Genomic DNA, 19,895 nt, shown 5'->3' with positions numbered 1-19,895 from the left:
CTGGACTCACCTCCGTGTACGCACCGCTAACCGTACAGTGCCACGTGCTAGTGTGAAGTATGCCTGACAGCGCCGATACGGACGGCTGTAGTAGTAGGCCGGGCTCGACCCGGCTGATCATGGATCCACCGCACGTGGCGAGCCCGCTGTGTTGATCTTCACCGGCTTGCTCGCGATCGTGGCCCTCACCGTGGCCACGGGATACTTCGTGGCCCAGGAGTTCGCCTACATGGCGGTGGACCGGGGCCGGCTCCGCCAGCTCGCCGAGGGCGGCGACAAGGCCGCCGACCGCGCGCTGCGCGTCACACAGCGGCTGTCCTTCATGCTGTCGGGGGCCCAATTCGGGATCACGGTCACCGCGCTGCTCGCGGGCTACGTGGCCGAGCCGCTGCTGGGCACCGGTCTGGCCGACCTGCTCGGACTGACCGGCCTGTCGCCGAGCGTGGCGGTGTCGCTGTCGATGGTGGTGGCGCTGGTGTTCGCCACGGTCGTGCAGATGGTGCTCGGCGAGCTGCTGCCCAAGAACTTCGCGATCGCCCGGCCGGAGGCGCTGGCCAAGGCGCTGAGCGCGTCGACGATCGGGTACCTCAAGGTCGCGGGCCCGCTGATCAAGCTGTTCGACGCGGCGGCCAACCGGCTGCTGCGCGCGCTGGGCATCGAGCCGGTGGAGGAGCTGCCGCAGGGCGCGACACCGGAGGACCTGCGGCAGATCATCGGCGAGGCGAGCAGCGAAGGGCACCTGGACCCCGAGCTGTCGCGCCTGCTGGAGCGCGGTCTGGGGTTCCGGGAACTGGTCGCCGAGCAGGCGATGACCCCGCGCGTGGCGGTGCGGACCGTGCGCGCCGACGAACCCGCCGCCCGCGTGGTGGAGCTGCTGGACACCGGCCACTCCCGGTTCCCGGTGTTCGGCGCGGACCTGGACGACCTGCGCGGTGTGGTCGGGCTGGCCGAGGTGCTGACGGTGGCGCCGGAACACCGCGCCACGACGCCCATCGGCGACATCGCCGTGCCGGCGCTCGTGGTGCCCACCACGCTGCCGCTGCCCGCCGTGCTCGAACGGCTGCGGGCCGAGCGCCGGCAGCTCGCGTGCGTGGTGGACGAGTTCGGCGGGTTCGCCGGGGTCGTGTCGCTGGAAGACCTCGCCGAGGAGCTGGTCGGGGAGATCCACGACGAGGACGACCTGGACGAGGACGCCATCGAGCCGCTGGGCGGGGGCGCCTGGCGGGTGCCCGGTCGGATGCGGGTGGACGAGATCGCCGACGCCACCGGCGTCGAGCTGCCCCCGCACGACAGCTACGACACCGTGTCCGGCCTGGTGCTGCACCGCCTGGGCCGCACCGCGCAGGTGGACGACGAGGTCGAGTTCGACGGCGTCTCCGTGCGGGTGACGGCGGTGGCGCGCAACGTGCCCGCCAGCGTCGTGATCGGCTCCGCCGACCGGGAGGACGCCCGATGAGCACCACCTGGTCGCTGCTGCTGTCGCTGGTCCTGTTGGTCGCCAACGCGTTCTTCGTCGCCGCCGAGTTCGCCCTCATCGCCGCCAAGCGGCACCGCCTGGAACAGGCCGCCGAAACCAGTCGCGCCGCCCGCGCGGCCGTGGCCGGTGTCCGTGAGCTGTCGTTGATGCTCGCGGGCGCCCAGCTCGGGATCACGCTGTGCACGCTGGGGCTGGGCGCGCTGGCCAAGCCGGCGGTCGCCGACCTGGTCGACCCGCTGCTCGGGGCGACCGGGCTGCCGGCCGGCGTGTCGTACGCGATCGCGTTCACGCTCAGCCTGGTGCTGGTGGTGTTCCTGCACATGGTGGTCGGCGAGATGGCCCCGAAGTCGTGGGCGATCTCGCACCCGGAACGCTCCGCGCTGCTGCTCGCGCTGCCGTTCCGCGCGTTCGCGCACTCCGTGCGCTGGGTCCTCAGTGGACTCAACGGCGTCACGAACGCGTTGCTGCGGCTGATGAAGGTCGAGCCGCAGGACGAACTGGCTCAGGCGCACCGGCCGGACGACCTGCGCCTGCTGGTGCGCCAGTCCGCCGAGCACGGCCTGATCCCCGAGGGCCAGCGCCGGCTGCTGACCAGGATGCTGCAACTGCGCAACACCACGGTGTCGCAGGTGATGGTGCCCGTCGAGCACACGCTGAGCGTGGCGGAGACGACCGACGCCCGGGAGATCGAGCGCCGCAGCCGGGAATCGGGCCGCTCCCGGTTTCCGGTGACCGACGCGCGGGGCCGGTTCGTGGGCCTGGTGCACATCCGGGAAGCGGTGCGGGCCACCGCCGCCGGGAGCGGGCCGACCGCCCGCGAGCTGATGAGCACACCGCTGACCCTGCCCGCCACGATGCCGGTGGCCCAGGCGGTGACCGCGATGCGCGGCGACCGCGCCCAACTGGCGCTCGTGGCCGAGAACGACCGCGTGGTCGGCATCGCGGCCCTGGAAGACCTCCTCGAAGAGCTGATCGGCGACTTCGAGGACGAGACGGACAAACCACCCCACACCAGGTGAACCACACGTTCCAGGAGGAACAGAGATGTTCAAACGGATGCTCAGCGCCTTCGGCATCGGCGGACCGTCGGTCGACACCGTCCTGGACTCCCCGCACACCGTGCCGGGCCAGACGATCACCGGTCAGGTCCGCATCCAGGGCGGCAGCAACGACGCCGACATCGACCAGATCGTGCTCTCCCTGGTGACCAGGGTGGAGGTCGAACGCGGCGACCACGAGTACGGCGGAGTCTCGGAGTTCCTGCGCGTCGTCGTGGCGCAGGGCGTGCACGTCCCGGCGGGCCGGCCGCTGGCCGTGCCCTTCCAGCTCCCCATCCCATGGGAGACCCCGATCACGGCGGTCGGCGGTCAGCGGCTGCCCGGCATGACCGTGGGCGTGCGCACCGAGCTGGTGATCAAGGGCGCGCCGGACAAGGGCGACCTGGACCCGCTCCTGGTCGGGCCGCTGCCGTCGCAGGACCGGGTGCTGGACGCGTTCGGGCAGCTCGGCTTCCAGTTCCGCAGCGCCGACGTCGAAGCCGGCCGGATTCACGGCGTGCACCAGGAACTGGGGTTCTACCAGGAGATCGAGTTCTTCCCGCCGGCGCAGTTCGCGGGGCGGATCAACCAGGTGGAGCTGACCTTCGTCACCAGCCCGCACGAACTCGTCGTGGTGCTGGAGGCGGACAAGCGCGGCGGGATGTTCTCCGGCGGCGGCGACGCGTTCGGCCGGTTCCACGCGTCGCACGAGGACGCGCTGACCACGGACTGGGCCGGCGCGATCAGCCAGTGGCTCGCCCAGATCGCCGACCGCGCCGGCCAGTCCGGTTATGGACAGCCGGGGTACGGACAGCCGGGTTATGGGCACCACGACGAGCACGGCCGCCGCCGCGGTCCGGGTATGGGCGGCATGGTCGCGGGCGCGGCGGCCGGTGTGGTCGGCGGCATGGTGCTCGGCGAGGTGCTGGGCGACGCGTTCGAGGATGACGGCGGCGGCATGGAGGAGTGACCCGCGCCGCCCTCCGCGCCGGCTCGGCCGCGAGCCGACTGCGGACTGGTTGTGGGCACGCCGTTCTCCGGTAGACCTCGCGTCACCGACGTGGGAAGGGCCAGGGGTTCGGGACGCACGACTTGCCGTCGGGCGCGACCTCGACCCCCTGGTCGCTGCCGGCGATGATGGTCGCCAGCTCGTCGTTGGCGGTGCTCAACGTCTGCTGCATCATCACCGGCGCGGGAGCGCCGTCCTGTGGGCAAGGCTCGTGGCCGAAGCCGAGGAAGTGGCCGACCTCGTGGTTGATGGTGTACGCCTGGTACCCCCTGAGGTCGTCGCCGTAGGCGTACGCGCCGCGGATCCACCGGGCCGCGCTGAGGTACACGGCCGCACCCACCCGGCACGACGTGTCATACGGCAGTTCGAAGCCGCACAGCGCGCGGGCGGTCTCCTGGGTGGCCAGCCTGATCCTCAGGTCGGGGTACTCGCCGTCGACCCGCCGGAACGCGTACCGGCCGCCGCTCGTCCACCCGCGCGGGTGGACCAGGGCGTGGTCCACCCGCGCGGCGAAGGTGTTGTCCCCCTGCGGGAGGGTGATGCCCTCCTCGACTTCCACCGAGACCGAGAAGGGCTGCGGGGTGCCGGTTCGCACCGTTCCGGTCGCGGTGGTGGCGGACTTGCCCGGCACGGTCCGCCACGTGCCGCCACCGCGTTCCGGGAACGGCGGGCCCGGAGGCAGTTCCGCGCTGAACCGCTGCACGGCGGACGGCGGCTCCGGCGGCGCCACGCCGACGGGTGTCCGGCCGTGGACCACGACGTGCCACGACGGCATGCGGGCGTCGAGCGCCAGCACCGTCGCCGCCGCCAGGCAGAGGCCGACCAGGTAGTGGAGTGCGCCCGCCCAACCGGACGGCGGACGCCGCCGGGCCGGATCGGTCATGAGCGGTCCGCCGTGGACTGGGCGGGTGCGCCGCCGTCTTCGAGCAGGATCGGCGCGACGGGTCGGCCGTCCGCGCCGAGCTGCTCGGTTACGGGTGCGGCGAGCTGCTCGGTGGCTGGCGCGGCGAGCTGCTCGGTCACGGGTGCGCCGAGCTGCTCGGTGGCTGGCGCGGCGAGCTGCTCGGTCACGGGTGCGCCGAGCTGCTCGGTGGCGGGCGCGGCGAGCTGCTCGGTCACGGGTGCGCCGAGCTGCTCGGTGGCGGGCGCGGTGGGGTCACTGGACACGGCGGGTGCGGCCGGCGCGGCGGAATCATCGGGCAGGCTGGCATCAGCGGTTGCCGCAGGTGCGAGGGGCGCGGTAGGTGTCGGGGCCGCGAGAGGCGCGGCAGGCGCCGGGGGCAGCGCGGGCACGGCAGGCCCGACGAGCGGGGTGACGAAGGGTGCGGTGGGCGGGCCGGCGGCCGGGGGTGCGAGGGGCGGACCGGCAGGGAGTGCGCTGTCGGGAAGTGCGCGGTCAGGCAACGCGCGGTCAGGCAACGCGCGATCGAGACGTGCGCGGTCAGGCAGTGCTCTGTCGGGGAGCGGGCCGTCGGGGAGCGGGCCGTCGGCCTGGGTGGTTATCGGGCCGGACGAGTCGCGCGGTGTCGGGAGGCCCATCTCCGCGGCCCACCGGTCGAGCACTTTCCGGCGTTCGACCAGTTCGGCGAGGATCGCGTGCGCTTCGCCCACCGCGCCCTCGACGATCTCCTGCGCCCGCCGGTCGGCCTCGGCCAGCCGGCGCTGGGTCTCCTGCTCGGTCTCGTCCAGCAGCACCGCCTGCCGCTCGGCGTACTGGTCGGCCTGCCGCAGGAGGGTCTCGCTGCGTTCCCGCGCGGCCCGTTCCTCCTTCGCCGCCTTCTGCCGCGCCACGTGCATCAGGTACCGGATCGCACCCGAGACGGTGTTCTCCTTCGAGTAGCCCGCGTGCAGCATCCGGTACTCGCTCAGCTCGGTGCGGGCGGCGTCGAGCTGCCGGGTCACGTCCTCCGCGGTCTCCACCGCCGCGTCCCGGTCCGTCCGCAGCAGCTCCAACTGCTCGGTGAGCCGCCGGATCGCCGCGTCGACTTCCTCCCGGTTGTAACCACCCCACTGCCAGCCGAAGGACGGCGGTGTCCCCGGCCCGGAATCTCCGATAGTCATGTCGTTGCCTCCTGCTGCCACTCGCGACGGCCCGGTCTCCGGTCAGCGCCGTGCGGTCATCCGGGCGCCAGCCCGGCGGACTCGTAGCGGCAGGCCGCGTTCCACAGCAGGAACGACTGGGCGCCCGCGTCGGCCGACGCCTTCACCTGCGCCTGCACCTCGGCCGGGCCGTAGGAGTGGGCCATGGAGAACGCCTGGAGCCACGGGATGACCGTCGCGCCGGTGTCCTTGGTCAACGCCACGAAGTCCGCGACGGACGCTCGCACGATGTCGTAGGGCTTGCCCTCCGGGTGGTCCACCCCGTACTCCCCAGGACCCCAGTGGGACGGGTAGACCATCGGCGAGAGGTAGTCGACGTACGCCGACATGGCCGGGATGTCCTGCGCGATGTCCGTGCCGCTGTGGGCGGCGATGCCGAACACGGACGCGCCCAGGTACGCGCCGAGCGGGCGGATGACCTCCCGCGTGTCGCGCATGAAGTCCACGATGGACTGCTCGGGCGTGCCGGCCAGGCCGGCGAACAGCATCTGTCCGATCGGGCCGTCCGGCCGCCGCACGTAGTCGTACAGGATGTCGTCGAAGCCCAGCGTGACCGCCTCCCGCGCGATCGCGATGTTGTAGTCGCGGACCTCGGGGTTGGCGAAGTTGGTGAACGCGTACTCGCCGTAGTGGCCCGTCCACGGCGCGCCGCCCTGGTTGCGGGCCACCCGGTCCTGCGCGCCTGCCTGCCAGGACGCCTTGGCCAGCACCGGGTCGCGGAACGCCACCAGCCGGCCGACCACCCGCAGGTTCATCCCGTGCAACTGGTCGACCGTGGCCCGCGCGTCGTAGTGGTTGCGGCTCGCGCCGACCTCCTTGGCCAGCGGCACCTGCGAGTCGTAGCCGATCTCGCCGCTCTCGTCCTTGATGTCCAACTGCACGGTGTCGATCCGGCCCTCGCGGGCCAGCGCCAGCACCGGCTCCCGCAGCTCGGCGGTCGCCCACGCGGCGGCGCTCATGTGCACGGCGCGCATACCGGGGTGCGGCACCTTCACGGCGACGTCGTGGTGCCCGGTGTTGCCTGCCTCGTCGCTGGCCTCCAGGCGGAGCCGGGCGGGCACCGACGACAGCAGCGCCTCGAACCGGCCGTCCCGGACGTCCACCCGCTGGTCGCCGACGAGCACCGTCGAAGCGCCGTCGGCGGTGCCGCGCACGGTCAGCGGGCCGCGCGGCGACTTGGCCTCCACCAGGTCGACCGACACGGTGGGCGGGGTGTTGTCCACCGTGAACTGGCGTTCCAGCAGCACGTCGGGCATCCACGGCAGCGGGTTGGCGGCGCGGACGGACAGGGTGTGCGAGCCCTCGCCCAGGTCCAGCCCGTTCAATGTCATCCCGTTTCCATCACGCTGTGTTTCGATCATTTGTCCATCCACCTGGACTGTCACCCGATCGAGAACACTTGGATCCGCTGTGGTGATAGAAACGCGCTGCATTCCCGATCGGGTGACACTCGTTCCGTCAGAAAGCTGACCTACGGCAAGGCCGACCGACTGACTGTGCACGACTGTCGCGGCCACCCCGGCCACCAGCAGCAAGGCCACGACGGCGGCCACTGGTATCAGAACCCGTTTCATCTTTCGCGATGCATCCGTCATCGTGGACTCCGATCTGCGCACCACTATCCATTGCGCATATACCGCCGTTGGCGGTGGGTAAACCAGAATTCGTCCTAATGTGTCACATTGAGCGGCATCCCCGCCGCATCGGCGTACCTTGCCGACCGTGAACAACACTTTGGTGCCATCAAAACTGCGCCTGGCCGCCGCCACCGTGCTCGTCGCGGCCACTTGCGCCTGCGCGGACGTGCCCGAGCAACCGCCGCCGGCGGCCAACCCGGCGGCGGGATCGGCGGTGTCCGCGCCGTCCGAGCAGTCCTCCCCGCCACCGGACCCGGCCGCCGTGCGCGCCAACGAGCTGGGGCAGGTCCCGGTCCTGATGTACCACCGCCTGGTCGACCAGCCGACGTCGGTCTACGACCGGACCCCGGCGGCGTTCCGCGCCGAGCTGGAACGGCTGGCCGCCGAGAACTACGTGCCGGTGACGGCCACCGAGTACGCGAGTGGCCGCATCGACATCCCCGCCGGCGCTCACCCGGTCGTGCTCACCTTCGACGACGGCGACCCCACCCAGTTCGCGCTGGACGGCGCAGGGCAGCCGGTGCCCGGCACCGCGATCGCCATCCTGCGCGAGGTGGCCGACCGGCATCCCGGCTTCCGACCGGTGGCGAGCCTGTACGTCAACGCCGCGCCGTTCGGGACGTCGGACGGCAGCGGTGTCCTGCCGTGGCTGCGCGACCACGGCTTCGAGATCGGCAACCACACCCAGTACCACACCAACCTCGCCTCGGTGTCGGACCTGGAGGTGCAGCAGGCGATCGCGCGCGGCCAGCGCGAGATCCACCAGGCCGTGCCGAACTACACGGTGACCAGCCTCGCGCTGCCGTTCGGCGCGGTGCCCGGCACCAGCGCGCTGGCGATGCGCGGCGCCGCCGACGGCATGTCGTACGACTACGCGTGCGTCCTGCTGGTCGGGTCGAACCCGGCCCCGTCGCCGTTCGCCGCCGACTTCGACCCGCTCAGCACCCCGCGCATCCGGTCCCAGGACGCGAGCGGCGACGAAGCCCGGTACGGCTCGGCGGTCTGGCTCGACCAGTTGGCCGCGGCCCCGCAGCACCGCTACACCTCCGACGGCGTGGCCGACCGGATCTCCTACCCGGCGGCAGGCGGCGTCGCGCCCGCACCGCGGTTCGCCGCGCGCGCGGTCGCGTACTGACCTGGCGGTACCCACTTCCCGGCGGTCCTCAAACGGCCGCCGGAGGTTTCCACCCGGAATGGGAAAGGCCTGCATGAACCGGGTGACCGGCGGGCACTCCGGGTTGGTAGCCAGAGAGGAAGTGGCAGACCATGGACCGGAACATCGATTGGGAGCCGTTCATCGAATCACTGCACGAAGCGGCCGGCCTCTGGGACAGCAGGCTGGCCTGGTGCGCCGAACCACCGGACCTCGGCACCGCCGAAGACGAGTTGGCCGACCAGGCGCCGCAGCGGGTGGTGCCGATCACCGCGGCCGAGGCGGAGCACCTGATGACCGCGGTGGCGTTCCTCGCGCGCCGGCTGAGCGTCGCCGCGGAGTGCGTCGTCTACACCACCGCCGAGGAACGCCTGGAAGAGGTCGACGGCGACCTGGAGGAGCAGGCCGACGTGCTGTCGCTGACCGCCCTGCACGCCCAGGCGATGCGGCACGCGGCCGACCTCGCCAGCGCGGCTTACCGACGCTGCGCCTGACCGGTCGCGGCTGCTTCCCCGGCAGCCGGTCGACTCGGCCGCTCGGCGGCATCTCCCGGCAACAGGCCGCCGCGATGCCGAAGAACGTGTCGTCGCGAACCATGGTCGCCCGAGCACTCCTCGCCCACCGCGACGATCACGACCTCTTCAGTTCCGACCCGGATGTCATGGACAGGCCCCGGTGCGGCGCCCCCAGCGGGGCGCCGCACCGGCTTGTGGAGGCCGCCGCCCGGTCCGATCGCCGGGCCCCGCTCAGCGCCGCGGGCGGATCTGGTCGGACCGCAGCGCCGTGAGGGCGATGGTCCGCCCGTTGTCGTCGGCGAACTCGACCTCGTACTTCCCCGAGTCCGGGTACTCGTCCACGATCGTGCCGATCGCGCCCGCCGACAGGCCGTCCTCCGGCAGGTCCACGGCGAGTTCGACCACTTCGAAGAGCTCCATGGTTTTCCTTGGGTAGTTCGGAGTTCTAGACCGAATGGTCTAGTTCGGGAAGCTCACGGTGACCAGCCGCGTCTCCCCGGTCGTCGCGTCCACGATCCAGGCGGTGCGCACGGTGATGGTCCCCTCGGGTCCGGTCAGCGTGACGTCCTTGTTGAACCGGCTGCCGTGCTCGTCCACCTTGCCGGTGATGGTCTCACCGCCCTTGACCTGGTCCAGGATCTGCTGCTTGACCGCCGCGGCGTCGTCGCGGCCCAGGCCGGTGGCGGACTCGATGACCTTGGCCTTGTGCTTGCCGACGGGGTGCTCGGGGTTGAGCGCGTAGTCCGTGAGCTTCCGGTCGTCGAACTTCGGGTTCTCGAAATCCGGTTTGGCCGGTGTCGGGGTCGGCGTGGTCGGGCTCTCGGACCCGCCTGCCTCCTCCGAACGGCCCTTGGTGGCGGTCTCCTTCGCCTTGTCGAGCGCGCCCTTCACGTTCGAGGGGACATCGCCGCCGCCGGGTGTCTTGCCGCTGCCGGGCTTCTTGGTGGCCATGCCCGCCCTATCCGTTGAGGAGCTTGGTGAGGTTGGTCAGGCTCGTGACCAGGGCCATCGTGTACGTGAGGATGCGGCCCGCCCACTTGACGACCGCCGCGGCGATCTGGGAGGCGATCACCGGGATGGTGACGACGAAGATCGCCTCGACGGCCCACACGATCACCCGGGCCACGAGGTCCGCGATGAGGTCGCGGACGAGGTCGCGGGTGAAGGACACCAGCTCGCCGGCGCCCTCCGTGGCCACCGCCATCGCCGCGGCCGTCGCGCTGAGCCCGCCGATGGCGTCGGCGTTGTAGGCCATCATGCTCTGGTAGGCGTCGGCGGCCTGCCCCTGCCAGTCCGGGACGTCGCCGTCCAGGTAGAGCTGGAGGTCCGCGGCGATGCTGTTCAGCTCGGCGGACACGTTGTTCCAGGTGGCGGCGTGCGAGGCGACGACATCCGGTTTCCCGGTGAGTTCGTCCAGCATCTCCCGCAGCGGCTCGAAGTACTCCATGGCCCAGCCCAGGCCGTTGGCCAGCAGCGCGCTGATCGGGTCCATCACGGTCGCGGCCACCTCGACGCCGAAGCCCGCCCCGGCGATCAGGTCGTCCACCCAGCCCTCGGACCTGATCGCGTCGACCAGGCCCTCGAAGCTGTCGGCGAGACTCGACCCCGTCCACACCTCCTGCGTCGACTTGACGTCGGCCACCAGCGAGTTGTCGTTCACGGCGCTTCCCCCCTGCTAACGCGGTCCGCCCTCGATGCGGCTGAACGAAGTGGCCTGCTCCGCTTCGACGGCCTCGTACTCGGCGGCGGTCTGGCGCAGCGACTCGGCGGCGAGCGCGAGGTTCTCCTCGACGTAGGCGACGACCTCGTCCTGCTGGACGTGCCTGCCCTCCAGCACGCCGGAGATCCACCCGCACAGCAGCCCGTACGCCTGGTCGTCCCCGGAGATGTGCGAGCTGGCCGCCTTGACGGCCTCGAACCGCGCCTTCAACGCCTCGATGTTCGCGGCGTGGCCGCGGATCTGCTCGACGTCGACCGCGTAGCCGTCGGTCATCGGAGCCCCCGCCAGGTCGGCTCGTCCTCGTCCACCTGGTCGTCCCGGGCCGGCGGGCGCAACTGCCGCCCCACCTGCTCGGCGACGGCGCGCCCCACGCCGGACTCGCTGCCGACGGTCTCCTCGACTATCTCCTGCGAGCGTTCGGCCAGCTTCGCCTTGGCGTCCCGAATGACGCTCAAGATCGTTCTGGCGACCGCCTCGGGCGCCATCCGCTGAATCTGCTGCCCGAGCCGCAAATCCACCACCGAGCCCGAGGAGTCGACGGTGACCTCGGCCAGTCCGCCGGAATCGGCGGCCGTCACGCGCAGTTCCTGAAAGCGCTCGCTCATCGCCTGAGTGTTGGCGGCCAACTTGTCGATCCGCCCCTGCCACGCCTCCAGGCGCCGCCGAGCGTCATCCGGGTCAAAGACACGACTGTCCATGCTTCCCCTACCCCCAGGGCTGCGTCCGACACCCATCTTCGCAGGTGGGGAGCCTAGCACGGGAAGATGCCACGGGAAGGCGAAACAGCGGATCACGGCTTTCCGGGCTTGTTCCGCACCGATACCGGACCGCGAACCGGTATATCCACAATGTACTCGCCCACCGCGCACAGGCCGGCCCGGGAGGCGGAGAGGTCCGCCTCCCGGGCCGGGACGAGCTGTTGTCGGGCGGTGCGGTGATTCAGGTGGTGCAGTGTTTCTGGGTGTCGACGCGTACCTTTCGGCCGGTGAATTCCTCCAGGATCGCGATGTTCTGCGGCGAGTAGTTCGTCGCGGTGATCTTGTCGGCGTTCACGCTGCCCAGTTTGCCGGTGTACGGCGCGGACTTCTCCAGCCAGTAGGCCGTGCGCAGGAACTGGGTCAGGACCAGCTCGCGCAGCTTCGGCTCGTTCTTGATCCTGGCCCAGTAGGTGGCGTGCCGGTCCTTGGCGACCCGCAGGTAGAGCAGCAGGTAGCGCAGGTTGGTGGCGGCGATGTCCCGGGCGTTGCTGGCCCCGACGCCCTTGATGTACTCCTGCACCACGGTCACGGCGGGCAGCCCGGTCAGACCGGCGTTCAGCTCCGCCAGCACGCCCTGGAGGTGGTAGTCGCCCTGCGTCCGGTCGCGCAGGTAGATGCCGTCCATGGAGTCGCTGAGCTTGTCCGTGATCAGCGGCAGGATCTCCTTGCGGGCGAAGCCGTCGTGCAGCGGCACCGCCGTGGCCTGCCGGGAGGCGTCGATCCAAGCCGCGGTGTGGACGTTCCACCTGGTCCGCGACGGGTCGAGGTCCCACATGTGGGTCTCCTCGTGGATCGCCACCATCATCGACTCGGCGAACGCCTCGAAGCTGTTCTTGCGCACGAACTGGTTCCAGTACGGGTCCTTGGCCTGGGCGATGGCCAGCGCCTCCCCGCTGGGCCAGCGCCGCTTGTACATGGCCTGGAGGGTCTGCATCCAGTTCGCGGAGGTGAAGCGCGCCTTGAGGTCGCTCACGTCCGCCTGGGGTTGCGAGGGTTCCTCGTAGCAGTAGGGCTCGGCGGCGCTTGCCGGGGCCGTGGACACGGCAGCGGCTGCTGTTCCCGGTGTCAGGGACAGGACGAGAAGGACCGCCACCACGCGCAGGGTGCGTGTTCGACTCACAGGGACCTCTTTTCGGAGCGGCTCGGGACATGGCAGGGCCGGGCACTGCTCTTTCTTGTCGTCAGTCCGGACCGTATCGACGCCCGTCGCCCGCACCTACTCCCACTACGCCATAACACCGGCCGCCGAGGCGCGCGGAAACGGCTGAACCGGCGCCGCGTGGCGCCGGTTCAGCCGGTCGACCGCCGTCGTGGGCGGTGGGGTGGTCGCTCGTGCAGGGCGGGACAGGGCGTGCGACGAGGTCGGGGCCGAGACTGATCCCGGGCGCGGGATCAGGACATCCGGCCCGATTCACGGGCGTGTCCTGCCACGCCCTGCGCGTGCTCCTTGGCCTGCTGGGCGGTCGTCTGCGCGGCCTGCGAGGCGGTTTCCTTCATCTCGCCGGCGGTGCTCGACATCACGTCGGAGGCCTCTTCCTTGAGCGTCTGCAACGACTCGGTGGCGGCCTCCTTCATCGGCTGCGCCAGTCCACTGGTGCTCTCGCCGAGCTGCCGCACGGCCTGTTCCTCGGTGCGCGTGCGCGGGATCAGCGTCGCGGCCAGCAGGCCCGCGCCGAACGCGATGACGCCCGCCGCGAGCGGGTTGCCCTGGGTCTGCCGCATCGCCTGCTGCGGTGCGGACTGCACGGCCTCGGCGGCCTGCTGCGCCCGGCCGGCGACCGCTTGCGCGGCCTCCTGGGTGCGGTCGGCCACCGCGTGCGTGGCTTCCTGGGCGCGGTCCTGCATGGTCGAACTCGTGTCGGAGGCGGTGCCCATCACGGTCTCCCTCATCCTGGTCAGGCGGTGTCGGACGCCCCGCACCCGGCGCTCCGCGATGCGCCGGGGGCTGGTGTGGTCGACCAGCCGGTTGGCGTCGGCGACCAGCTCCGCCCGGGTCCGGTCGATGTCGTGCCTTATTTGGTCGGGTGTCGGAGCCATTCCGCGTCCTCCTTGAGGGTCTCGATGGTGCGTTCCGGCTTCGGCGAGACCTTGCGCAGCCGCGTGCGGCCGGTGGTGAACAGCACCGCGCCGGCGATGCCCCACAGCACCGCGACCACGAGGGCCGCCCAGCCGAGGCCCATCAGGTGCGCCAGGCCGAACACGGCCGCGAGGCTGAGCAGCACCGCGGTCATGTAGCCCGCGAACCCGGCGGCGGCGAGCATGCCGGTCGCCTTGCCCGCCTTCGAGGCCTCCTGGCGGAGTTCCGCCTTGGCCAGTTCGAGCTCCTGCCGCATCAGGCGGGACAGGTCCTGCGTCAGCTCGCCGACCAGCTCCCCGATCGTGACGTTGTCGTCCTCGGCGGAGGCGCGGGGCAGCGGCGTCGCCGTCGCGCCCGCCGGCACGCCCGGCTGAACACCCGGCGGCACGCCCGGCTGTCCGCTCCTGCGGCTCTCAGCGGTGGACATCCGGCCCCCTTCCGGTCTCGTCGGCGCCGCCCACACCGGTCTGGCCCGGATAGCCCATGCCCGCCGGACCGGACGGCCGCGTGCGGGGGTCCACACCGGACTGACCCGGGTGACCCATGCCTCCCGGGCCGGGCGTGGGCCGACCGGGGCTGTCCACACCGGACTGGCCGGGGTAGGGCGTGCGGCCGGCGCCCACGCCGGTCGCCACCGGGCTCCGCGCCGGCTCGCCGGTGCGCGGCGCCGGCGCCGTCACGTCGGGTGCGTGCGCCATCGGCGTGCGGTGCTCCGTGCCGGACGTGCCGCTCTGGCTCCGCGCCGCGCCGGACGCGCCCTTGGCGACCCGGCCCACCAGGAAGCCGGCCACCACCGCGCCCAGCAGGAACGTCCCCGGTTTGCGGCGGGCGTACTCCTGCACCGAGTCGAGCATCCCCCGGGCGCCTCGCTCGTCGAGGAACCCCGCGGCCTGCCGGCTGGTGTCCGCGACCTGGCGGATCACCGGCGCGGTCATCGAGTCCGACTGCTGGTCCGCCATGCCGCTCAGCTCGTCCGCGATGCGCGAGAGCTGCTGCGAGACGCGCTGTGCCTGCTGCTCGGCCTGCTCGGCCACCCGCCCCCGCATGTCGTGCACGGCGCTCTTCGCCTGGCCGGCGGCCTGCTGGGCCACCTGCTTGACCTGCTCCTGCCCGGTGCTGGCCACCGCGCCGGCCGCCTGCTGCGCGTGCCGGGCCACGCCTTCCTGTCCAGCGGTCCCGTGGACCGCGCCCGTCTGGTTCTCGGTCACGACTGACTCCTCAACAGTCGGCGGGTTCCTGTTCGCGAGACCTACCCCGTGCGCAGGGCCCCTCAACCGATTTCGGCGATAAATCTGTTGACGCACAAAGGGGTTTTGGCAGTCGGCCACTGGGTATCGCCGCCGGCGCCGGAGGACAAACCCGTTCATCGGTCGCACCACGCAACCGACACCGTTATTCGGAACCACCTTCGGGTAACGGGACGACGGAGCGCTCAACCGGTCACACGAACGCGTGGACGATCTTAATCATAGTGCTGTTATCAATTCCTAAGTGGACAGACGTGCTCGCTGATCGGCAGAGTGAGGCCCGCTCCGATCATCGCGGGGACGCCATTCGACGCTGCCCGCCGCTCCGTTCCGACCACTTCCCGGGAAAGCAGGACCTGACATGCCGCACACGACCGAACGACCCGGACCGCCGTCGCCGACGGCGCACCGGCCGCTACCGGTCCACCTCGTCGGCTCGGTGCCCCGCCCGCTCTGCGAGGACCCGACCACCGCGATGGGCTGGTTCCTCGACCACCGCGCGGGAGCCGAGCTGACCGCGCTGCCCTTCGACCGCGACCCGCGGTGGGTCATCGACTGGCTCACCCACGACCTCGCGGAGGTGCCCGCGCTCGAACAGGTCCGGAGCGGCGCGAGCCGCGGCTACGACGACATGCCGTGCTACCGGGTCCGCCCCGGCCACCGGCTCCAGCCGGCGGACCTGGCGATGGATCGGCCGCACCTCGCCGAGGCGGCGTTCGCGGCCCTGCCCATGCTCGACACGAGCGGCCTGGCCGAATCGCCGCGCGTGCAGGTGGGCATCCCGAACGCGCTCGACCGGGCGATGTTCGCGCTCGGGTCGCCGGAAGCCGCGCGCGAGTGGCTGCCCGTGGCGCAGGCGGCCGTCGTGGGCGAGGTGACGCACCTCGTCGCGCGGTGGGGCGACCGTGTGCGCCTGCAACTGGAGTCCCCGGCCCTGCTGATCGCCTACCACCGGACGCCGCGCGCCGCCTGGACCGAGCTGACCGGCCAACTGGCCCAGCAGGTGGCGGGCGTGCTCGGCGCCGCGCCGCAGGCCCGCTGGGTGCTGCACCTGTGCTACGGCGACCTGGAGCACAGCCCGGTCTTCATCCCGTCCGACCTCGAATCGGCCGTGCTGTTCCTCAACGCCCTCACCGACGTGCTGGTGGAGCGCCGTATCCCGGTGCCGGCCGTGCACCTGCCGGTGACGTACGACAGCGCCGCACCGCCCACCGATCCCGGGTTCTACGACGCCTTGCGGCGTCTGCGGCGAGGCGTCGAGGTCATCGCCGGGGTGGTGAACGAGACCCACCCCGAGGAGAGCCGCCACGCGCTCGACCTCGTCGTGGAGGCCCTCGGCGGACCGGTCGCCGGCGTGGCCGCCGCGTGCGGACTCGGCCGGCGGACGGTCACCGCCGCGGCGGCCAACATGGAGCTGGCGGGCCGGCTCGCACACGAGTGGAGCGCGGTGGCGACACGGTGATGGACAACCACGCGTTACCCCACCACAAGGTGACCGGCGACCGCCCGTCACACCGCTCCGATGAGGCCGGGTCGACACCCCTCGAATCGACCCGGCCGCCTTATCTCCCGGCCACCCGCCCCGAGCCGCGCACACCACACACCTCCGGCACCCGGCCGCTCCCCCCGGCCGCGTTCTCCGAGTCCCGACCAGTTGCTCCGAGTCCCGGCCACACCCTCTTTCTCAAGGCCGAGGCCGCACCGGCAGGGCCGTCAACCCCCGGGTGATCGCCTGCTTCCACGTCACGTCCTCGGTGGCGAGCGCGACGTCCGGGTAGCGGCGCAGCAGCGTTCCGAGCGCGACCTCCCCCTCCAACCTCGCCAGCCGCGCCCCGAGGCAGTGGTGGATCCCGTGGCCGAACGCCAGGTTCGGCCCCCGGTCGAACACCAGCACGTCCGGGTTCCCGTACCGGGACGGATCGCGGTTCGCCGCCGCGACCGACACCAGCACGAGGTCGCCGGCCTCGATCCGGGCCCCGCCGATGACGACGTCGGCCACGGCCAGCCGCAGCAGCCCGGGACTGATCGGCCCGTCGAAGCGCAGCAGCTCGTCCACCGCCGCCGGCAGCAGCCCCGGGTCGTGCTTCAGCTCGGCGAGCCGGTCGGGCTGCCGGAGCAGCGCCAGCACCCCGTTCCCGATGAGCTGCACGGTGGTCTCGTGACCGGCGACGATCAGCAGCATCAGCATCGCGATCAGCTCGTCGTGGGTCAGGCGCCCGTCGTCGCGGGCCGCCAGCAGCTCGGTGGTCAGGTCGTCACCGGACGGCTTCGTCCGCGCGAACTCCCTCAGGTACTCCCCCAGCCGGGTGTACCCGTCCACCATGTCGGCCGGCCGCACCATCGCCGCGGTCAGCTCGCGCAGCAGCGGGTGGTCGCCGGGCGGAACACCCATCAGCTCGCCGATCACCTGGATGGGCAGCGGGAACGCGAAGGTGTCGATGAGGTCCACCAGCGGCTCGTCCGCCCACCGGTCGAGCAGGTCGTCGGCGATCCGCTGGATCCTCGGCCGCAGCATGTCGACCCGCCGCGCGCCGAACGCCCGCACGACCAGCTTGCGCAGCCTGGTGTGGTCCGGCGAGTCGAGGTGGTTGAGCATGTCGCTGAGCATGAACGCACTGCTCAGGCTCGGGTGGTCGAACGCGGTCAGCACGTCGTCGTAGCGGGTGAGCAGCCACGGCTCCGTCCCGTCCGGCATCTCGACGCGCACCGGCCCGAGCGCCCGGCACTCGGCGTAGAAGGAGTACGGGTCCTGGTAGAAGTCCTGGTCGATCCGCATGGGCGCCAGCCTGGCGGGCGCCGCGCCGGGGAACCTGAGTAGGCGATCACCCATCTTCGGCGGGCCGACCACCTAGCCTGGTCCCATGGGGTGGCCGTTCGTGGGGAGGGCGGAGGAGCTGGCCGCGGTCCGGGCCGCGCTGCGCGGCGCCGGGCTGGTCGTGGCCGGCCCGGCCGGGGTGGGCAAGACCCGGCTGCTGGAGGAGGCGTTGACCACGCCGCTGGTGCGGGCCACGTCGGCGAGCCGCGCGATCCCGTTGGGCGCGTTGGGGCCGCTGCTGCCCGCCGAGATCCCGGACGGCCCGCTCGCGATGCTGCGGGCGGCGCGCGAGTCGTTGCGCGGCAAGGTGATCGGCATCGACGACGCGCACCTGTTGGACGACACGAGCGCGGTGGTGCTGCACCAGCTCGTGCAGCACGGCGAGGCGGTGGTGCTTGTGACCATCCGCTCGGGCGAACGCGCGCCGGCACCCGTCACCGCGCTGTGGAAGGACCAGCTACTGGGCCGGCTGGACCTCGCGCCGCTGGGCCGCGCCGATGTCGAGGAGGTGCTGGCCGCCGCGCTGGGCGGTCCGGTCGACAGCCGGGCGGTCGACCGCTTCCGGTCCGCCACCGAGGGGAACGTGTTGCTGCTGCGCGAGTTGCTGCTCGCCTCCACCATGGTGCAGCGGGACGGCGTGTGGCGGCTCGACGGCCCGTGGTCGATGCCGCCGCGCCTGGTGGAGCTGATCGAGGACCGGCTCGGCACGGTGTCCGACGCGCGCCGGCGGATCCTGGAGCTGCTCGCGTTCGGCGAGCCGCTGGACGTGGGGCTGTTCGCCGCCGCGGACCTGGAGTCGTTGTCGGACGCCGGTCTCGTCACCCTGTCCGACGGCGTCCGGCTGGCCCACCCGCTGTACGGCGAGGCGTTGCGCGCCGGGTGCTCGACCGTGCGGGCGCACAACCACCAGCGCCGGCTCGCGACGCTGCTGGACGACCCGATGCGCGTCGCGGTGCTGCGCCTGGAAAGCGGCACGGCCGACGACCCGGACCTGCTCCTGACGGCGGCCCGCCGCGCCTGCGCCACGCTCGACGTCGGTCTCGCGGAACGGCTGGCGCGGGCGGCGTGGGCCGTCGGCGGCGGACCCCCGGCCGGCCGCCTGCTCGCGCAGATCCTCGGCTTCACCGACCGCCCGGAGGAGGCGGAGGCGGTGCACGCCATGATCTCGTCCGCCGACGACCCGCCCGAGCTGGTGGCGGCCCGCGCGATGAACCTGCGGTGGGGTCTCGGGCGCGGCGCGGACGCGGCGGCCCTGCCCGGACTGATCCCGGCCGTGCGCGCGTTCCTGCTGTTCGACGCCGGGGAGCACGAGGCGGCGCGGCGGGCGTTGCGCGGCGAGGACCCCGGGGAGGCCGTGATCGAGGCGATGATCGACGCGATCACGGGCCGACCGGTCAAGGAGTTCCCGGCGCTGCCCCGGCTCGGCGCCATCCCGCTCGGGCTCGACACGGTGCGGTCCGCGGAGTGGTTCGTCCGGATGATGACGGGCGACCTGCTCGCGGCCGAGGCGATCGCGGAGTCCGCGCACGCGGAGAAGGACAATTGGGACGCGATGCGCACGCAGTGGGCCGTGCACCGCGCGACCACCGCCCGGCTGCGCGGCAAGGTGTCCGACGCGCACCGGCTGCTGTGGGAGGCCGAGCCGTCCACCATGCCCTCCCACCGGCGCTTGCAGGCGCTGATCGAACTCGCGGCGGTGGAGGTGTTGCGGGGCAACGACGGGCGCGGCCTGCTGGCCGAGGCCGAGGCGCTGCGCCCGGACCTGCACGGCAACACCCACTTCACGCTGGAGCACACCAGGATCTGGGTGACCGGCGCGTCGCCGTTCGCCGCGGCCGACGCGGCGCGGAAGCGCGGTGAACTCGCGGTCGAAGCGTCGATGCTGCACGACGCGGTGCGACTCGGCCACCCGCGGCAGGCCGTCGACCGCCTCGGGGAACTCGCCGCGACCGTACACGGGCTACTGGCGCCGCTGTACTTCGAACACGCGGAAGCGTTGGTGCGCAAGGACAAGGCGGCGCTGGAACAGGTCGCCCACCGGTTTTCCGCGGTCGGCGCGGACCTGTACGCGGCCGAGGCCGCCGCGGCGTCGGGCAACCGCGCGCTGTGCGGACGGCTGGCGGCGCGGTGCCAGGGAGCGCGGACGCCGGCGCTGACCGCGTTCGCCGTGCCACGACTCACGAAGCGCGAACTGGAAGTCGCCTCGCTGGCCACTCGGGGCATGACGAACAGGGAGATCGCCGAAGCCCTCGTGACGTCCGTGCGCACCGTCGACAACCACCTGTCCAGCGCGTACGCGAAACTCGGCATCACCGCCCGCACCGAACTCGCCGACGCGCTGGGCCGGTGA

20 protein-coding genes are annotated in these 19,895 nt (G+C 72.1%); 7 read left to right on the top strand and 13 right to left on the bottom strand.

The window, feature by feature from the left end:
- Positions 1 to 148 precede the first annotated feature (148 nt).
- Genes ACQPZF_RS13045 through ACQPZF_RS13035 form a run of 3 tightly spaced genes read left to right on the top strand, consistent with a single transcriptional unit; the run spans position 149 to position 3,484 of the window.
- Positions 149 to 1,456, top strand: coding sequence for a hemolysin family protein (locus ACQPZF_RS13045; protein ID WP_433271637.1), 1,308 nt, complete (start codon positions 149 to 151; stop codon positions 1,454 to 1,456).
- Positions 1,453 to 2,496 (top strand): hemolysin family protein, encoded by a 1,044-nt coding sequence (locus tag ACQPZF_RS13040; protein ID WP_433271636.1) that lies wholly within the window; start codon positions 1,453 to 1,455, stop codon positions 2,494 to 2,496. The genes ACQPZF_RS13045 and ACQPZF_RS13040 overlap by 4 nt, the downstream gene beginning before the upstream one ends.
- A 25-nt stretch (positions 2,497 to 2,521) precedes the next feature.
- Complete coding sequence (locus tag ACQPZF_RS13035) at positions 2,522 to 3,484, top strand: sporulation protein (RefSeq protein WP_433271635.1); 963 nt, start codon at positions 2,522 to 2,524, stop codon at positions 3,482 to 3,484.
- Positions 3,485 to 3,566: 82 nt separating this feature from the next.
- Here the strand turns inward: ACQPZF_RS13035 and ACQPZF_RS13030 are convergent, their stop codons facing one another.
- From ACQPZF_RS13030 to ACQPZF_RS13020, 3 genes are read right to left on the bottom strand one after another with little or no spacing between them, the layout of a single operon-like run.
- Positions 3,567 to 4,406 carry a DUF3152 domain-containing protein gene (locus ACQPZF_RS13030; RefSeq protein ID WP_433271634.1) on the bottom strand — a complete coding sequence of 280 codons (840 nt, stop codon included), beginning with the start codon at positions 4,404 to 4,406 and terminating at the stop codon, positions 3,567 to 3,569.
- Positions 4,403 to 5,584 (bottom strand): hypothetical protein, encoded by a 1,182-nt coding sequence (locus ACQPZF_RS13025; protein ID WP_433271633.1) that lies wholly within the window; start codon positions 5,582 to 5,584, stop codon positions 4,403 to 4,405. Before ACQPZF_RS13025 ends, ACQPZF_RS13030 begins: the two co-directional genes overlap by 4 nt.
- A 56-nt stretch (positions 5,585 to 5,640) precedes the next feature.
- Entirely contained in the window at positions 5,641 to 6,954 is a 1,314-nt protein-coding gene (locus tag ACQPZF_RS13020; protein ID WP_433271632.1) for a putative glycoside hydrolase, read from the bottom strand.
- A 391-nt stretch (positions 6,955 to 7,345) separates the two neighbouring features.
- On the opposite strand from ACQPZF_RS13020, the gene ACQPZF_RS13015 reads away from it, so the two are divergent.
- Complete coding sequence (locus ACQPZF_RS13015) at positions 7,346 to 8,395, top strand: polysaccharide deacetylase family protein (protein ID WP_433271631.1); 1,050 nt, start codon at positions 7,346 to 7,348, stop codon at positions 8,393 to 8,395.
- A 131-nt stretch (positions 8,396 to 8,526) separates the two neighbouring features.
- Positions 8,527 to 8,907, top strand: coding sequence for a hypothetical protein (locus tag ACQPZF_RS13010; RefSeq protein ID WP_433271630.1), 381 nt, complete (start codon positions 8,527 to 8,529; stop codon positions 8,905 to 8,907).
- A gap of 252 nt (positions 8,908 to 9,159) precedes the next feature.
- On the opposite strand, the gene ACQPZF_RS13005 is transcribed toward ACQPZF_RS13010, so the two are convergent.
- The 9 genes from ACQPZF_RS13005 to ACQPZF_RS12965 all read right to left on the bottom strand — a co-directional run bounded on the left by ACQPZF_RS13005 (position 9,160) and on the right by ACQPZF_RS12965 (position 14,691).
- A complete protein-coding gene (locus ACQPZF_RS13005) occupies positions 9,160 to 9,348 on the bottom strand; it encodes a DUF4926 domain-containing protein (protein WP_433271629.1) in 189 nt (62 codons plus the stop codon).
- 39 nt (positions 9,349 to 9,387) lie between these two features.
- Positions 9,388 to 9,879 (bottom strand): DUF6883 domain-containing protein, encoded by a 492-nt coding sequence (locus tag ACQPZF_RS13000; protein WP_433271628.1) that lies wholly within the window; start codon positions 9,877 to 9,879, stop codon positions 9,388 to 9,390.
- A gap of 7 nt (positions 9,880 to 9,886) precedes the next feature.
- Entirely contained in the window at positions 9,887 to 10,588 is a 702-nt protein-coding gene (locus ACQPZF_RS12995; protein ID WP_433271627.1) for a WXG100 family type VII secretion target, read from the bottom strand.
- Between the two features lie 15 nt (positions 10,589 to 10,603).
- Positions 10,604 to 10,921: a type VII secretion target gene (locus tag ACQPZF_RS12990; protein ID WP_433271626.1), complete on the bottom strand. Its 318-nt coding sequence runs from the start codon at positions 10,919 to 10,921 to the stop codon at positions 10,604 to 10,606.
- Positions 10,918 to 11,346, bottom strand: a complete 429-nt coding sequence (locus ACQPZF_RS12985) for a YbaB/EbfC family nucleoid-associated protein (protein ID WP_433271625.1) — start codon at positions 11,344 to 11,346, stop codon at positions 10,918 to 10,920. Before ACQPZF_RS12985 ends, ACQPZF_RS12990 begins: the two co-directional genes overlap by 4 nt.
- Before the next feature lie 241 nt (positions 11,347 to 11,587).
- A complete protein-coding gene (locus ACQPZF_RS12980; protein WP_433271624.1) occupies positions 11,588 to 12,499 on the bottom strand; it encodes a hypothetical protein in 912 nt (303 codons plus the stop codon).
- 299 nt (positions 12,500 to 12,798) lie between these two features.
- Complete coding sequence (locus tag ACQPZF_RS12975; protein ID WP_433271623.1) at positions 12,799 to 13,443, bottom strand: DUF3618 domain-containing protein; 645 nt, start codon at positions 13,441 to 13,443, stop codon at positions 12,799 to 12,801.
- The gene (locus tag ACQPZF_RS12970; protein WP_433271622.1) at positions 13,419 to 13,910 is read right to left on the bottom strand and encodes a phage holin family protein; all 492 of its coding nucleotides are present in this window, start codon (positions 13,908 to 13,910) and stop codon (positions 13,419 to 13,421) included. The genes ACQPZF_RS12975 and ACQPZF_RS12970 overlap by 25 nt, the downstream gene beginning before the upstream one ends.
- A complete protein-coding gene (locus tag ACQPZF_RS12965; protein ID WP_433271621.1) occupies positions 13,897 to 14,691 on the bottom strand; it encodes a hypothetical protein in 795 nt (264 codons plus the stop codon). Before ACQPZF_RS12965 ends, ACQPZF_RS12970 begins: the two co-directional genes overlap by 14 nt.
- A gap of 400 nt (positions 14,692 to 15,091) precedes the next feature.
- Here ACQPZF_RS12965 and ACQPZF_RS12960 point away from each other — a divergent pair, with 400 nt between their 5' ends.
- Positions 15,092 to 16,192: a hypothetical protein gene (locus ACQPZF_RS12960; protein ID WP_433271620.1), complete on the top strand. Its 1,101-nt coding sequence runs from the start codon at positions 15,092 to 15,094 to the stop codon at positions 16,190 to 16,192.
- 222 nt (positions 16,193 to 16,414) lie between these two features.
- Here ACQPZF_RS12960 and ACQPZF_RS12955 read toward each other — a convergent pair whose 3' ends face one another.
- Positions 16,415 to 17,506 (bottom strand): cytochrome P450 family protein, encoded by a 1,092-nt coding sequence (locus tag ACQPZF_RS12955; protein ID WP_433271619.1) that lies wholly within the window; start codon positions 17,504 to 17,506, stop codon positions 16,415 to 16,417.
- Between the two features lie 85 nt (positions 17,507 to 17,591).
- On the opposite strand from ACQPZF_RS12955, the gene ACQPZF_RS12950 reads away from it, so the two are divergent.
- Positions 17,592 to 19,895, top strand: coding sequence for a LuxR C-terminal-related transcriptional regulator (locus ACQPZF_RS12950; RefSeq protein WP_433271618.1), 2,304 nt, complete (start codon positions 17,592 to 17,594; stop codon positions 19,893 to 19,895).

The organism is Actinosynnema sp. CS-041913 (assembly GCF_050942485.1).
GTDB lineage: Bacteria > Actinomycetota > Actinomycetes > Mycobacteriales > Pseudonocardiaceae > Actinosynnema.
Note: the sequence above shows the minus strand (reverse complement) of the source record. Positions and strands in the feature narration are given on the sequence as shown.

Coding starts and splice junctions, on each gene's coding strand:
- ACQPZF_RS13040 (WP_433271636.1), top strand. CDS start 1,453: ATGAGCACCACCTGGTCGCTGCTGCTGTCGCTGGTCCTGTTGGTCGCC.
- ACQPZF_RS13035 (WP_433271635.1), top strand. CDS start 2,522: ATGTTCAAACGGATGCTCAGCGCCTTCGGCATCGGCGGACCGTCGGTC.
- ACQPZF_RS13030 (WP_433271634.1), bottom strand. CDS start 4,406: ATGACCGATCCGGCCCGGCGGCGTCCGCCGTCCGGTTGGGCGGGCGCA.
- ACQPZF_RS13025 (WP_433271633.1), bottom strand. CDS start 5,584: ATGACTATCGGAGATTCCGGGCCGGGGACACCGCCGTCCTTCGGCTGG.
- ACQPZF_RS13020 (WP_433271632.1), bottom strand. CDS start 6,954: ATGACATTGAACGGGCTGGACCTGGGCGAGGGCTCGCACACCCTGTCC.
- ACQPZF_RS13010 (WP_433271630.1), top strand. CDS start 8,527: ATGGACCGGAACATCGATTGGGAGCCGTTCATCGAATCACTGCACGAA.
- ACQPZF_RS13005 (WP_433271629.1), bottom strand. CDS start 9,348: ATGGAGCTCTTCGAAGTGGTCGAACTCGCCGTGGACCTGCCGGAGGAC.
- ACQPZF_RS13000 (WP_433271628.1), bottom strand. CDS start 9,879: ATGGCCACCAAGAAGCCCGGCAGCGGCAAGACACCCGGCGGCGGCGAT.
- ACQPZF_RS12990 (WP_433271626.1), bottom strand. CDS start 10,921: ATGACCGACGGCTACGCGGTCGACGTCGAGCAGATCCGCGGCCACGCC.
- ACQPZF_RS12985 (WP_433271625.1), bottom strand. CDS start 11,346: ATGGACAGTCGTGTCTTTGACCCGGATGACGCTCGGCGGCGCCTGGAG.
- ACQPZF_RS12975 (WP_433271623.1), bottom strand. CDS start 13,443: ATGGCTCCGACACCCGACCAAATAAGGCACGACATCGACCGGACCCGG.
- ACQPZF_RS12970 (WP_433271622.1), bottom strand. CDS start 13,910: ATGTCCACCGCTGAGAGCCGCAGGAGCGGACAGCCGGGCGTGCCGCCG.
- ACQPZF_RS12960 (WP_433271620.1), top strand. CDS start 15,092: ATGCCGCACACGACCGAACGACCCGGACCGCCGTCGCCGACGGCGCAC.
- ACQPZF_RS12955 (WP_433271619.1), bottom strand. CDS start 17,506: ATGCGGATCGACCAGGACTTCTACCAGGACCCGTACTCCTTCTACGCC.
- ACQPZF_RS12950 (WP_433271618.1), top strand. CDS start 17,592: ATGGGGTGGCCGTTCGTGGGGAGGGCGGAGGAGCTGGCCGCGGTCCGG.